The sequence below is a fragment of the Clostridium sp. genome, assembly GCF_017888565.1.
Lineage (GTDB): Bacteria > Bacillota > Clostridia > Clostridiales > Clostridiaceae > Clostridium.
Map to the genome: position 1 here is coordinate 107672 of NZ_JAGHFX010000080.1, position 15071 is coordinate 122742.

General features: G+C 29.4%; 17 protein-coding genes and 1 pseudogene. All 18 read right to left on the reverse strand.

Annotated features, from left to right (window positions below):
- Positions 1–9: 9 nt before the first annotated feature.
- Positions 10–378 (reverse strand): flagellar biosynthetic protein FliO, encoded by a 369-nt coding sequence (locus J7M87_RS15480; RefSeq protein ID WP_291652299.1) that lies wholly within the window; start codon positions 376–378, stop codon positions 10–12.
- A 19-nt stretch (positions 379–397) separates the two neighbouring features.
- A complete protein-coding gene (locus J7M87_RS15485) occupies positions 398–844 on the reverse strand; it encodes a flagellar basal body-associated FliL family protein (RefSeq protein ID WP_291652301.1) in 447 nt (148 codons plus the stop codon).
- Between the two features lies 1 nt (position 845).
- A complete protein-coding gene (locus J7M87_RS15490; protein WP_291652303.1) occupies positions 846–1586 on the reverse strand; it encodes an OmpA family protein in 741 nt (246 codons plus the stop codon).
- Positions 1586–2392 (reverse strand): motility protein A, encoded by an 807-nt coding sequence (locus J7M87_RS15495; protein WP_291652305.1) that lies wholly within the window; start codon positions 2390–2392, stop codon positions 1586–1588. The genes J7M87_RS15490 and J7M87_RS15495 overlap by 1 nt, the downstream gene beginning before the upstream one ends.
- Before the next feature lie 16 nt (positions 2393–2408).
- Positions 2409–2600, reverse strand: coding sequence for a flagellar FlbD family protein (locus tag J7M87_RS15500; RefSeq protein WP_291652307.1), 192 nt, complete (start codon positions 2598–2600; stop codon positions 2409–2411).
- Between the two features lie 131 nt (positions 2601–2731).
- On the reverse strand, positions 2732–3469 hold the full coding sequence (locus tag J7M87_RS15505) for a flagellar hook-basal body complex protein (protein ID WP_291652335.1): 738 nt from the start codon (positions 3467–3469) through the stop codon (positions 2732–2734).
- A gap of 1377 nt (positions 3470–4846) precedes the next feature.
- Positions 4847–5371, reverse strand: a pseudogene (locus tag J7M87_RS15510) (flagellar hook-basal body complex protein); the annotation flags it as partial.
- 77 nt (positions 5372–5448) lie between these two features.
- The gene (locus tag J7M87_RS15515) at positions 5449–5835 is read right to left on the reverse strand and encodes a TIGR02530 family flagellar biosynthesis protein (RefSeq protein ID WP_291652309.1); all 387 of its coding nucleotides are present in this window, start codon (positions 5833–5835) and stop codon (positions 5449–5451) included.
- A 21-nt stretch (positions 5836–5856) separates the two neighbouring features.
- A complete protein-coding gene (locus tag J7M87_RS15520) occupies positions 5857–6564 on the reverse strand; it encodes a flagellar hook capping FlgD N-terminal domain-containing protein (protein ID WP_291652311.1) in 708 nt (235 codons plus the stop codon).
- Between the two features lie 13 nt (positions 6565–6577).
- Positions 6578–8047 carry a flagellar hook-length control protein FliK gene (locus J7M87_RS15525; RefSeq protein WP_291652313.1) on the reverse strand — a complete coding sequence of 490 codons (1470 nt, stop codon included), beginning with the start codon at positions 8045–8047 and terminating at the stop codon, positions 6578–6580.
- A gap of 17 nt (positions 8048–8064) precedes the next feature.
- Entirely contained in the window at positions 8065–8496 is a 432-nt protein-coding gene (fliJ, locus tag J7M87_RS15530) for a flagellar export protein FliJ (RefSeq protein ID WP_291652315.1), read from the reverse strand.
- A gap of 14 nt (positions 8497–8510) precedes the next feature.
- Positions 8511–9821: a flagellar protein export ATPase FliI gene (gene fliI / locus J7M87_RS15535; protein ID WP_291652317.1), complete on the reverse strand. Its 1311-nt coding sequence runs from the start codon at positions 9819–9821 to the stop codon at positions 8511–8513.
- Between the two features lie 15 nt (positions 9822–9836).
- Positions 9837–10607, reverse strand: coding sequence for a FliH/SctL family protein (locus J7M87_RS15540; RefSeq protein WP_291652319.1), 771 nt, complete (start codon positions 10605–10607; stop codon positions 9837–9839).
- Positions 10591–11607, reverse strand: coding sequence for a flagellar motor switch protein FliG (fliG, locus tag J7M87_RS15545; RefSeq protein WP_291652321.1), 1017 nt, complete (start codon positions 11605–11607; stop codon positions 10591–10593). The genes J7M87_RS15540 and fliG overlap by 17 nt, the downstream gene beginning before the upstream one ends.
- 4 nt (positions 11608–11611) lie before the next feature.
- On the reverse strand, positions 11612–13174 hold the full coding sequence (gene fliF / locus J7M87_RS15550; RefSeq protein WP_291652323.1) for a flagellar basal-body MS-ring/collar protein FliF: 1563 nt from the start codon (positions 13172–13174) through the stop codon (positions 11612–11614).
- Between the two features lie 21 nt (positions 13175–13195).
- A complete protein-coding gene (gene fliE / locus J7M87_RS15555; RefSeq protein WP_291652325.1) occupies positions 13196–13498 on the reverse strand; it encodes a flagellar hook-basal body complex protein FliE in 303 nt (100 codons plus the stop codon).
- Between the two features lie 9 nt (positions 13499–13507).
- Positions 13508–13912, reverse strand: coding sequence for a flagellar basal body rod protein FlgC (gene flgC / locus J7M87_RS15560; RefSeq protein WP_097032680.1), 405 nt, complete (start codon positions 13910–13912; stop codon positions 13508–13510).
- Between the two features lie 2 nt (positions 13913–13914).
- Entirely contained in the window at positions 13915–14310 is a 396-nt protein-coding gene (flgB, locus tag J7M87_RS15565) for a flagellar basal body rod protein FlgB (protein ID WP_291652329.1), read from the reverse strand.
- Between the last annotated feature and the right edge of the window lie 761 nt (positions 14311–15071).

Sequence of the window (15071 nt, forward strand, 5' to 3'; positions counted from 1 at the left end):
ATCTTCCTTTTAGTTATATTTATTTCTAAGTTTATTTATTTTAGATTTTAAACCCTTAATAGCTACTTCATATTGCTGATTAATCTTTTCTTTTTCTCTTCTTTTCTCCTCTTCTAAAAGCAATATCTCTTCTTCAGATATTTCATCTATCTTTTCACTATTATTATTAGATGAACTCATTATATATCCTTTTTTCCCAATCTTTACCACTACTATTGAAGTGTCTTTAGCTATCTGAACTCTTTCTAATACTTTTACATATTTTCCTTCATTAAACTTATTAAGTCTATTTCCGCTTATTTTAAATACTAAATACATAAGTCCTAGTACCACTGTAAGTGCAAATATTAACTTAAATATCATAAATGTTAAATCCATCTTTTAACTCTACTTCCTTCTATTGTACTATAATATCACTTATATATACATCCTTTATCAATCCTGACTTTAACTTTTGATTCATTCTAGTAATCATATCACCTTTTAGCACTGCTTCATTAGCTGGCTCAAAACTACTAGCCTTGCAAGATTTCACATAAAATATTGCTACATCTCTAAGCACAACTTTTTTATCTTCTATTTCTTTTACTAAATCTTTATTATTTTTATCATAACCTATTGAAAGATTTAGCTTAACATATCTCTTTGATCCTTCATCACTTAAATTTACAAATATCTCTCCAACTTCAAAAAAAGCTTCTTCTATAACAACTGGCTGTGAGGCATTATTCTTATTCATAAAGTAATATACTCCTCCAAATGTTCCCCCACCAAAAATTGCTAGAATAACAATGATTATAATTAATTTACTACCCTTTTTTTTCTCTTGCTTACTTTCAGCCATTTTATTCTTCCTCCTTTTCAGTTGTCACAATTAAAATATCAACTCTTCTATTTTTAGCCATATTCTCATAAGTATCATTAGGTGCTACTGGATGGTACTCTCCATATCCTGCTGCACTAAATCTTGAAGGATCTTGTCCCATTACTTCTATAAAATATTTAACTACATTTACTGCTCTATCAGCAGATAATTCCCAGTTTGATGGGAATCTACCTGTATTTATAGGTCTATTATCTGTGTGACCTTCAACTAATATTTGATTATCTACAGATGCAATGAGTGAATTAATTTTATTAAGTACTTCCTTACTATCTTCTCTTAAATCAGAACTTGAAGTTTCAAATAAGACATTATCTCTTAGTTGTATTACAACTCCTCTTTCATTGTCAATTATATCTACAACAGAACCTAAATTATTTTCGTTAACAAATTCTTTAACATTCTTATACATTTTTTCTTGTTCTGTTAATGATTCTCCACCTTCTATATTATCTTCAGTTTCTCCTCCAATTAAAGGCACTTCCCCATTATACATGTTATACTCCATTATGCTATCACCACTTTGTCCACTCAGCATTGATGTAAAAGCATTAGAAATACTTTTTGTTTTTTCCGCATCAACAGTAGCCATTGAATATAACAAAACGAAGAAAGTAAGCAATAAAGTTACAGTATCAGCATAAGTTGCCATCCATTCATCGCCTCTTAAGCCTTCACCTTTATTCTTTTTCTTTCTAGCCATTAAATAACAACTCCTTCACCATTTTCAATGCTGTTATTTAAATATTCTAATTTTTCCTTAGGAGGTAAATATGTTATCAGCTTTTCTTCCACGATTCTTGGATTTACACCTGATTGTATTGCAAGTATTCCTTCTAAAATCATTTCTCTTTCTCCAGCTTCCTTTGCACTCTTTTGCCTTAAGTTAGATGCAATAGGATTACAGAAAATATTTGCTAAAAGTGAACCATAAAATGTAGTAATTAAGGCTTTTCCCATACCAGATGCAATATTGGCTACATCCGTTAAATTTGCAAGCATTTGAATTAATCCAATTAAAGTTCCTAACATACCAAATGCAGGTGCATAAGCTCCCCAAGCAGCATAAATACCTGCTCCTCTTTCATGCCTGTTTTCCATTTCTCCAATTTCTAATTCTAATATTTCTCTTATTGTTTCTGGTTCAATACCATCTACAACCATTTGTAAGCCTTTTTTCATAAAAGGATCTTCCATTTCAGAAATGTCATCTTCTAAAGATAATAAACCCTCTCTTCTAGCCTTTTTGGAAAGATCACCAAATCTTACAACTATATCTTTTCCTGATGATTTATTTTCCTTAAAAGCTTGTATGAAAAGCTTTCCCATGTTTTTCACTTCTTCTAATGAATATGTTATTAAAAGAGCTGATAGTGATCCTCCTACAGTTATTATTACAGATGCTAAGTCCCAGAAAATTTTAAGACTACTTCCAATAAGCATTCCATAAATCATTAATACTATGCTTAATATTAACCCAATTGAGGTTAATATATCTGACTTTTTCATATACTATTGCCTCCCATTACAATCTATAAGTAACAATCTTATTTTTATATCTGATTACTTTTTCCACTATCTCTTCTACACTTTCAAGCACAATATACTTTTTACCATTTGTTAATGTTATTAAAGTTTCAGGAACCTCTTCTATTTTCTCTATATGATCTGCATTTAAAATAAACTCTTTATTATTCATAGCTGTTACATTAATCATTAAATTCCCCTCTTCACTATAGTAAATTTACCTTAGTAGATATAAACCATTTTTGGGTAATTTGCTTATATATTTAAACCGCTTTGCTCAATTATAAATTTAACTGAGCATCAGCGATCTATTTTACTTAACTATCTCTTTAAGTTAATTATATCTTGAAGAATTTCATCTCCAGTAGTTATCATTTTTCCTGCTGCTTGGAAAGCTCTACTTGAAACTATCATATCTGTAAATTGTTCTGATAAATCTACATTTGACATTTCAAGCATTCCTTGAAGATTATCCCCATAACCATTTGAATTATCATCATTTAAAGTTCCAACACCACTCTTTATAATAGCATCCCCTGAGTTAACTGATGAACTATAAAGGTTTCCTCCAAGCTTAGATAAACCTTCTGGATTCTTAAAGCTTGCCATCGCTAACTGTCCAAGTGCAGCTACTCTACCATCTTCAAGAACACCATTAATTACACCATTTTTATCTATTGTATAAGTTTTAACTCTAAGCTCTATATCTGTTCCTGGTATTCTTACCTTATCTGGAATTTTAAGAGTTTTTAATTCTCCATCATATGATTTTAGATCTTTTGTTGCATCTACAAAATTAATACTTCCATCACTATTCATACTTTCTATTGGAGTTCCTCCATTTGTTTCCTCTGAAACAACTCCTCCAATTTCCATTGGCTTTCCAGTTGCACTTACTCCTTGATCTATTCCTTTTCCTTCTAGTGCTCTAGTTAAAGCATCTTGTATGTTTTTAGCTGTAATAGCATTTGGAGTTACAAAGTCTCCATTTATTGTAATTGTTTTTCCCTTTTCATCTATAGTAGCTTCTGTTTTAGTTCCTGGAGTTATGGCTCCCACTTGGAATTTATAACCATTTAAAGCTGCTCCAGCATCAAAAAGAATCTCTATTCCACCTACTGTAATTTTTCCTGGCGCTTTATCAACTTCTCCACCTTCAACATTATCTGAAGTTAATCCTGTATAAGGCTTAGATGTTCCTGATATTTTAACCTTTGGTAAATCACTTGGATACTGTGCTGCTAATGCTTCATTTATTTTATCTTCTAAATCCCTTGCTGAAACTTTTTTAGTAAAATCACCTTTAATAACTAACTTATGATTATTTCCACCTGAAGCTGGCTCATATACTACAGATAACCCTGGTTCATTTATATCTGTAATTTCAAACTCTAAGTTATTTAATAGTGTTCCTGATGGAAGCTCTACATTTAACCCTGCTATATTTAGTGCCTTTGGAGCTGATGCTGTAACCCCTTCTTGGAATTTAACTTTATTTGTTGTTTCAGCTGAATTTATACTTCCTGCAACAGTTAATTGAGTCTTAACTCCATTTGCTTTTAATGCACTATTTAATTTAGTTTGCAATTCTGTATTTGTAAATGAATCTGCCTTAGTAAAATCACCATTAATTATTATATTTCCATTTTCAACTACTACTGTAAGTGGTGTTCCTGCTGAGCTTTCTCCTATAGAAATTGTGTAGTCATTAAGCTCTCCATCAGTTTGACCTGAAAATGCAAATCCACCAACTGATAAATTAGTTGTACTTCCATCTTTTGTATTAACTATATTAGCTGGAGAATTAACTTTACCTGAATCATCTGTAGTACCACTTATATTACCTAATGTTGCAGGCGTTCCTGTAACTTTTACTTCTTGTGTAATTCCAGCAGCTTTAAACTTACTATTTAACTCGTCTTGTAAATCTGAAGAATTAAATGCCTTATTTAAGAAATCTGCATTAATAACAATTTTCTTTCTTCCTTTTTCTATATTTACTTCTAATGGATCTTTTGATATTTCTCCAATTTCAAAGCTATATCCATTTAAATCACTACCTTCATTAAGTTGAATAGTAAATCCAGCTATAGTAATTGCCTTAGGAGGTAATGCATCTGTACCACCAGCAACAGCTGATGACCCTAAACCGTCAAAGCTTATAGGCTTTCCGCTAACAAAAATTTGTTGAGATATCCCTGCTGATGATAAACCTTTATTTACTGCTGATTCAACTTGAGCTGGTGTTAATGCTCCTGATGAAGAAAAATCACCATTTACTATTATAAGTTTTTCTGCCTTATTAACATCTGCTGATGTAACTGTTCCTGGACCAACAGCTCCTAAAACTACTTTATATCCATTTAATTGTGATCCAGGTCCAAATCTAAAATCTAATCCAGCAGTGCTTACTGCATTAGGAACTTGTCCCGTTGCCTCTTGTGAACTATCATCATTTGTTAATGAATAGCCCATTACTCTAAATCCATCACCAGTTAATAAATTTCCTTGTTCATCTAATATAAATGAACCGTCTCTACTATACATAATTTCGCTTCCAGAATTACTTAATGATTGTTCAGTTATATTATGTGCACCTGCTCTATGATTTACTTCTAATGTGCTATCATAAATTGCTGGCCCTTTACTTACCATAAAGAACCCATCACCATCTATTGCTACATCTAAAGCTCTACCTGTTGGCTGCATCATACCTTGAGTCATAACTGAATCTATGCTTGCAAGCTGAACTCCAAGCCCAACTTGACTAGCATTTACTCCCCCTTGGTTATTAGATGGCGCCATAGCATCAGATACATTTTGACTTAACATATCACTAAATCTTGCTCTTGATGATTTAAATGATGTAGTACCAACATTTGATATATTATTTCCTATAACATCTAACTTAGTTTGATTAACTTTCATACCGCTTATCCCGGAATACATTGATCTTAACATAAATTTGACCTCCAACCCTTTATTATTTCTTGCATCTGTCATTCAGCAAGAATTAAGCCTCCTAAAATAGGTCCAGCTTATAAAATTACTACACTATCTACATTTGTAAATACATTTTCCTTGGCTCTTTCTTTTTCTATTGCTGTTATTACTGTTTTATTTTCTATGCTAGCTATTAAAGCTACATCTTTATATATCATTACAGAATTCTTAGATCCCTTAGCCTGTGCCATTTTAAATCCTTTTGCAATTTGATTCATATCTACATCTGTAAAGTTAATTTCTTTCAATCTCTCTGCCGCATGCTTTGAGAGTGTATACTCTTCACTATCTTTATTTATAGTTTCCTTTAAAATATCATCAAACTTGCTTTTGTAGTGATTATTTTTTTCATTTACCCTTTCATTTGGTAACTGAAAATTACCTACAGGATAAGCTTTTCCATTTATAACTCTAAAGCCCAAAAAATCACCTACTTTAATAATTTACTTATCTTCTTCTTTATCTTCCTCTGGTTTTATCTCTTCTTTGCTATTTGAAGCCTTAATTATCTTGTCATAAGTAAATTCCTTTATTTCATCTGAATCATGTAACTTAACTCTTACTTTAACTACACCTTCATCCTTTAATACTCCTAAAACTTCTCCAGTAATATTATTTTCACTTGAATCTTTCTCATTTAATTCAACATGCTTTCCAATAAATGAAGAAGCAACTAAAAATGACATATTACCATTTATATTATTAATTGATGGCAATGAATAATCAGGAACATCTAAAACAGTAAGTACATCTGTTATATCAAATTCCTTATAAGTATTAGCTCCATTTTCATTAACTTCTACAGAAATTGTAGTTTTTGCTGATGTAGAAGTTACAGACTTTACAATCCCAGTGTAAGGCTTACCTTCACTATCAACGCTTTTTAAAGTTACACCTTTTCCAACCATTGAGTTATGTGCATAACTAGACATTGTAGTATTTAAATTTGTCATTTGCTCCATTGAAGCAAACTGTGCCATTTGAGTAACATATTGAGTTGAATCGTTATTTCCCATTGGATCCATATTAGATAATTCTGCAGCTAATATTGTTAAAAATGCATTCTTATCCATGTCTTGTCCTGGTTTAACTATTTGTGTTCCTCTATCTGTTGCCCTAGCTCCAGTATAACTATTTATAACATTAGACAATTATAATCCTCCTCTACGCCAATAAATTTACATTGCTTTCATTAAGTAAATCTTCTTTAATTTCCTCATCATCAATAAATATAGATTTATTATTATTTTCACTGCTTTGTTGCTTTCTAAAATTATCTGATGAATTTTCTTTTCCGCTAAAGAAAGTAGTATCTTCATTATATATTCCTATATTTACTTCTTGGATTTTTATATTTTGATCTACTAAGCTTTTCTTTATCTCATGTAAATTAGAGTTTAATAAATTATAAGTTTCTTTAGAAGTTGCCTTTATTTCTGCTCTCATTATTCCTTCTTCTGAAAGAATTTTGATAGTCATTTCTCCTAATTCTTTAGGATAAATTTTTACTTTTAATTCTTGTACAGCATTTTTCATCATAAACTTAACATTTTTTATTATGTCTAAATCTAATGTTTGCTTATTTACAACCACTGGTTCTTTTATTACTTCTACGTTATTTTTATTAAACTTGTCATAATAATTTAATACTTTTGAAAATGAACTTTTACTATCACTGTCTATTATCTTAGAAAGTATTTTATCTTCATCATTATTATCATCTAAAGAGTTTTGTTTTAATGTATCATTATCATTTAAATTTTTATCTTTATCCAATGAATTAACTTTATTATCTGAAAAGTCATCATTTATAATTATCTTTGTCTCACTAATACTTTCCTCTGCTTCATCAGCTTTATTTATTCCTTTTTCTAGTAATAAACTACTTAATATTTTAAGCTTGTCTTCGTCTTTAATATTTGAAGATATTTTTTCTATAGATTCTTTTGATAATGATTCTAATATAGAAATGATTTTATTTGATAATTCGCTTTTATAATCATCTATTGCATTAGTATCAAAAGCATTTAAGTCTATATCTTCTAAAATATTATCAGTTATTTCTTTTACATCTTTTAACAATTCCTTAATATCCATATCGTCTAGACTATTAGATCTTAATAGTTCTAAATTTGATAAAGGATCTTCTATTTTTGTATTCTCATTTGAATTAAATAATGTTAAAAATAAATTTTCTATATTATCCAAATCATAATCACTTAAAATGCTAAAATCATTATTAATATCAATTAAGCCTTCATTACTTAAATCTTTATTTAAAAGACTAGATAATAATATTAATATTTCACTTAAATCATCAACATCTGATCCATTTCCTGGGAAATATTCATTATCAATTAGTTCTTCTAACCTATCAGATACTTCTGATAGGTTATCTTCTACTTTATTTTGACTTTTAGAAGTGCCTTCCTTACTAATAGAATCTTTATCATTTTCTTGTACGTATGCATTATTCATTGTTTTTTTTGAAGTATCACTCTTAACTTCTTTGCTAAGATAATCTTTAAAGTCAGATTTCACTTCAGTATCATTTTTTGATACTTCTTTCTTTGAGTTAGTCTTTATATTATTTAACTTATTGTCTAAATCCATCAGATTTTTTGTATTTATCATTCTTTACTCACCTCCTTTCAATGCTTTCTCATATATGCATATAAAGCAAGTTCGTCATTGAATATTTGATCTTTTCTTTCTTCTTCCTTATAAAATTCCAATGACTTTCTTTCTTTTAATATATCAACTGTTTTTCTTTCTATTTGCTTTTTTAGTAAATCTTCTCTTCTTATATCAAGTTCTTTTAACTTTATAGTTAAATCTTTTTCTGTTTCTGATATTCCCTTATCTAAAGCAAATAAATAGTTTCTTTTTATTTTTTGATAAACAAGACTTTCACCTTTATTTATTCCATTGTATCTTTCATAATTGAATTTAAGATTATTTAATTTTTCTTCTGTCTTCTGTTTTTCTCTTTCAGTCTTATTAAATAATCTTTTGCTTTCTTCTTCTTTTTCTGTTCTTATTTCAAGAAGCTTTTCTAGTCTAAATTTAAAATTTCCTGACATTTTCAACCTTCCTTTTAATTTCTAAAAATAGAAATAAGTTTTTCTAAAGAAGTGTTAAAATCAGATTTTTCTTCAATTCCTTGTTTTAAATAACTATTTAATCTATCATTGTATTGAATTGATAAGTCTATCTTTTTATTACTTCCATTTACATAAGCACCTAAATTTATCAAATCCTCAGCATCTTTATAAGTAGCAAGCAAATCTCTTCCTATAGATGCTGCTTCCTTATGAGTATCTGTAGCAATACTAGGCATAAGTCTACTAATACTATTCAAAATATCTATTGCAGGATAATGATTTTTATGTGCCAAAGCTCTTGATAAAACTATATGTCCATCTAATATACCTCTTACAGCATCTGCAATGGGCTCATTAAAATCATCTCCATCAACTAAAACTGTATAAAAGGCTGTTATAGAACCTTTATCAGATGTACCTGGTCTTTCCATAAGCTTAGGTAATTTAGCAAATACTGATGGTGTATATCCCTTTTGTGCTGGCGGTTCTCCTATAGCTAATCCTACTTCTCTTTGTGCCATTGCAAATCTAGTTACAGAATCCATCATAAGTATAACTTTTTTCCCTTTATCTCTAAAATATTCGGCAATAGCTGTTGCTGTTAAAGCCCCTTTAATTCTTATTAAGGCTGGTTTATCCGATGTTGCACATACAACAATTGATTTTTTCATACCTTCTGGCCCTAAATCTTTTTCTATAAATTCTAGAACTTCTCTTCCTCTTTCTCCAATTAAAGAAATTACATTAATATCTGCTTCAGCTTCCCTTGCTATCATTCCAAGTGTAGTACTTTTTCCAACCCCTGATCCTGCAAAGATACCAATTCTCTGCCCTTCACCAACAGTTAAAAATCCATCTATAGCTCTTACTCCAGTTGGAAGAGTTTCTGTTATTCTCCTTCTTGTTAATGGATCTGGCGGCTGATTTTCAAGAGGATATCCATCCCCTTGAAAAATTTCTTCTCCTTGAAGTGGATTACCTAATCCATCAAGTATTTTCCCTAGTAAATCATCTGAACATCTTACCTCCAAAGGTCTTCTTTCAGGAACTACTCTACATCCTGGAGATATTCCTATAAGTTCTCCTAGAGGCATTAAAAGTACTGCATCTTCTCTAAACCCAACTACTTCACATTTAATTGGTTGATTTCCTTGATTATATATGGTACAAAGTTCTCCAACAAAGGCCTTAACCCCTTGAACTTCTATTGTTAATCCTATTACTTGTTTAACCGTTCCTTCTAAATAATAAGTATTTACTTCTTTAATTCTTCTATTTAATAAATCAAAATCTACATTTATCATATTTTCACCTACTTATTACTTAAATAAAACTTCTTCAAGTTTTTCTAACCCAATATCTAACCCAATATCTAACCCAATAATAGCTTTGCCTGTATTTTTTTCAACTATCGCATTTCCACTTTCCATTAATGGATCTTCAATAATAAATATCTCACCTTTTATGGCATATGCTTTTCTATAGTAATCTACTTTATCTTCAATTGCTTTTATATGTACTGTATTACATTTTATTATTATGTTTTCCTCACCCTTAGCTTCATTTAAAATATCTTCTAACAAAGGTAGTATACTTTCAGATTGCTGTAATTCTTTTCTAGCTATTATCGCTGCCATTTCAAAAGCTATATTTATAATATCTTTTTCTTTTAGTTTTAAATATTCTTTAAATTCGTTATTTGCAGATTCTAATATTTTTTCTGACTTTTTTATATATTCTTTTACCTTTTCTTCAGTTTCTAACTTAGCTTTTTGCAATCCCTCTTTATAACCATCTTCAAATCCATTTTCTTTTCCTTGTGCATATCCTTCTTCGTATGAGGTTTTTTCGATTTCAATAGCTGTTTTTCTACTTTGCATAAGCAATTCTTCCGCTTCTCTTTTAGCCTTTTTTAAAATGCTGGCACCTAAACTCTCATAACTTTTTCTAATTTCTGATTCAATAGATTTTACATCTTGCTCTTTATTTTCTTCTAAAGCTTCTTCTTTGCTTAGATAATTAGTTTCTATCTTCTTTTTCGAAACTTCCAATGCTGAATTACTTTTTATAAGATTACAAGATAATTGCATCTTCGCCACCTCTTGAAATTATTATTTCTTGAGCATCATCTAATCTTCTAATTATTGAAACAATCTTTTGTTGTGCCTTTTCAACATCCATAAGTCTAACCGGTCCTAAGAATTCCATATCTTCCTTAAGTGCCGCTGCTGCTCTCTTAGATTGATTTCTATATACAGCATTTGCCACCTCATCTGAACATCCCTTAAGCGCAAGAGCAAGTTCTTTACCATCAACTTCCCTAAGAATTCTTTGAATAGATACATCATCTAGAGTAATAATATCTTCAAATACAAACATTGAGCTCTTAACAATATCTGCAAGCTCTGCATCTTCTCTTTCTAAACTCTCAGTAATATTCTTTTCTGTTGTTCTATCAACTTGATTTAAAATATCTACTAAAGTTTCAACTCCACCGAGTGAAGTCATTTCACTTCTAACAACAGTACTTAATTTACTTTCAAGTACTTTTTCAATTTCTTTAATTACCATTGGAGAAGTATTGCTCATTGTTGCTATTCTATAAGCAACTTCACTTTGAGTATCTTCAGGTAACTCTGCTAAAACTTGAGCTGCTTTATCTGGTTGAAGATAACATAATATTAAAGCTATTGTTTGTGGATGCTCATAACTAATTACATTTAAAAGTTGGTGAGCATCTGCTTTTCTAGCAATAGAAAATGGTCTATATTGCTGAGTAGCTTCTGTAACCTTACTTAAAATTTCATTTGCTCTTTGTGTTCCTAAGGCTTTTGATAATAGAGTTCTTGCATACTCAATTCCGCCTTCTATAATATAATCCCTAGCCTTATTTATTTCTAAAAATTCATCTAGTATAGTTTGTCTTTGTTCAGAAGTAACAGATGATATATTAGCAATTTCATATGTTATCTTTTGTATTTCTGGCTCCGGAAGCTTCTTCAAAATTGCTGATGAGGCTTCAGGACCAAGTGTTATAAACAATATAGCTGCTTTTTGTACTCCATTTAATTTTGTCGTATCTCTTGCCATATTATCACCTCTCATTCTCAGCTAACCAAGATTTTACTATATCTGCTACTTGATCTGGTTTATCTGTTGCATATTTCTTTATTTCATTTTCTATATGTGCTTTTGGATTAATACTCTCAAAATTAATCGAAGGCATAACTTCAGTATTTCCATTAGATAACCTATCATCTATAACAACATCTAATAAGTTTTCTTTTTCTTCTTTATTATTTTTAGATTTCTTTCTAATTAAAATTAAAATTACTACAATTGCTATAAGTCCTAATAAACCTAAAACTGAATAAATTATAATTTTATTTCTATTTTCTTTTGCTAACAACTCATTTATAGCATCAAATTCCTTTTGTGCTTCTTCCTTTGTTATTGGATCAAAGGTCATACCAACTACGGATACACTATCTCCTCTTTCTGTACTAAGCCCAATTGCATTGGCAACAGATTTTTCTATAGCTGCTTGTATATTTCCATCTATATTTCCATCAATAAAAACAGATGCAGTTAATCTCTTAACCTCACCTGGAGCACTTATAGTTTTAGTTTCCGTTTTTCCACTTTCATAGTTAGTGTTCACTTCTTCCCTTGAAGAACTATTTCCTGTAGTTTCTTCATCTATAGTATTTCCCATATTATTATCTACAGGCCCACCACTATTTTCACCTGTATTTGTTCCGTTATTTTCTTTTATAGTTTGCTGGCTAACAATAACCTTATTAGGATCTATAGTTGTTTCTGTTTTTTGCTTTGAATCAAAATCTAAATCAACATTTACAGAACTTTTAACTTTATCTTTTCCTACTACAGGTTCTAAAAGATCTATTATTGATTTTTGTATATCCTCTTCGTATTTTTTCTCTAAAGCAAATTGTTTTTCTATAGTTTCAGAGCTTACTTCTGTTCCATCTGTGTTATTTAAATCTTTAGTTAAAAGATTCATATTATCATCTATAACTTCAATATTTTCCTTAGGAACATTTTCAGTGCTTCCTGAAACTAATGCAACTATTGACTCCACTTGTTCTTTTCCTAGTTTATTACCTGGAACGAGTTTTAAATAAACAGCTGCTTTTCCTGGCTCTTTATCTTCTACAAAGACAGAATCTTTTGAAGGTGTTATATGTACTCTTACTGTATCAATTTGTGGAAAACTCTTTATTGTCTTTTCAAGCTCTCCTTGTTGCATTCTTAATTTTTTTAATTTAAATTCTTCATCTGTCATTCCAAATGAATTCCCAGTATCCATAAGCTCATAGCCTTTACTACCATCCGAAAGTTCAGGTGCTAGTTCAAGCCTTAACTCATCAACTGAGTCCTTAGAAACCATTATAGTTTCCCCTTCAATTTTCATATCAACTTTTTTTTCTTTTAATTTATTTGTTACAAGCTGTGCATCACTTGCATCTAAGTTTGAGAATAATACCTTATATTTATTAGCCGAATTGTAAAAAAATAAAGATCCTATAGCAATAATAAATGTAATTAATGTGGCTATTATCGCAATTCTTATCCCTTTACTAAATGACTTAAACTTCCCCCACAGCTTACTAAAGCTTTCCTTAAGCTTATCCATTAATAGCACTCCTTACCATAATTACAATTGCATTCTTGTTAATTCTTGTACTGCTTCAACAACTTTATTTCTTACTTGAATTGCTAATTGAAGTGACATCTTAGATTCTTCCATACTTAACATCATTTCATGAACTTCAACATCTTTTCCTGAAATAAAATCATTTGTAATATTATCTGCATTAATTTGTTTTTCATTAAGTTTATCTAAACTATCCTTTAAAACATTTTGAAAACTATTTTCCGCGGAGCTTGTCTTAATATTATTTGTATTAATACTGTTTTCAAAAATCTTTTCACTTGGAACAAAGTTATTAACTATCATATTTTATTTCTACCTTCCCAACTCTAATGATTTAGTAAACATACTCTTTGAAGCATTTAAAGTATCTACATTAGCTTCATAAGCTCTAGAAGCTGCTATTATATCAGCCATTTCATTTAGTAAATTAACATTTGGCATAGTAACATACCCATCTTCATTTGCATCTGGATGAGTAGGGTCATATACGCTTTTAAGAGGCGACTCATCTTCAACTATTCCAACAGCCTTTACTCCATTAAGTTTCTTTGCTTCATCTAAATTTTCTTGAAACACAGCAATTTTTCTAACATAAGGCTTTCCATCTTCTCCTCTAGTTGTTGTTGCGTTAGTTATATTAGATGTTATTGTGTCCATTCTTAATCTTTCTGCTGAAAGACCACTTGCACTTATTCTCATAGTATTAAATATTCCCATACCTATCTACTTCCTCCTGATATAACACTCTTAGTCATATTTAATTTGGAATTTGCTTGAGTTATTAAAGCATTATACATTAACGTATTTGACGCTTGATTTACTTTTTCTAAATCCATGTCAACATTATTTCCATCTGTTCTCATACTTGTACTTTTATCTTGCTTCACACTAATTAAAGAATCATTAAATTTTCCATTAAAATGCATATTTTTAGTTTTAGTTAAGGAAAATGCATGAGTTGCTTTTTCTAAGTTCTCTTCAAAAGAAACATATGATTTTTTAAAATCTTTAGTATTTATATTAGCCATATTATTTGCAATTACTTTTTCTCTTAATGCAGAAGCATCTAATCCAAATTTTATAAATTGCATTGTGCTATCATTGTTTATATTCATAATTCCTCTCCCTATTACAACATTCTTCATATCTTTACTATAACTTACAAATAGCTCCTTTTCCATAATTTGCTCAATTAAATATTCATGAAAAATTCACCATATTCCTATTATAGTTTAATATTAATTATTTTTCTATAATAATTTCATCAAAAATCATCATCATATTTTTACATAACTATTGTCGACAACAATTTTTTTCTCGTTTTTTTGTTCTTTTTTTACATTTTATTGCAGTATTTCTCTATATATCACAAAAAACTTTTATTTAACTATAAAAACCAATAAAAATATAAAATTCTTCAAATTTTTCATGTCGATATTATTTTGAAATGTTTTTTAAATTTTATTTAATTTATTATTAAATTTATTATTTTTTTTGATTTTCGCTTATGTTTATATAAATATAGTTTAAATCGAAGTGTAATTTTGTAATATCTTTGATATACCAATTCTACATAATTTCAACCTTTATGATATTAGTCTTAAACTATACTCTAATAATAAATTTGTTGCTAAAAATAATTTTCATTAAAAATCTAAAATTTTTTAGTCTTTTGCATATTTAAATAATATATAAATATTTTAATCTAAAACTCTTTTATACAAGTAAAATAAATAACTTAAAAGGGCCTCGCGAAATGGTCTTACCCCCATTATGTAGACAGTCAATAAAAGGTCGTGTACAATCTACATAATGGGGTGATTTTTTATGTCAATAAAGCACAAAGCTTATAGTGCAGAATTTAAAATAAATGCAA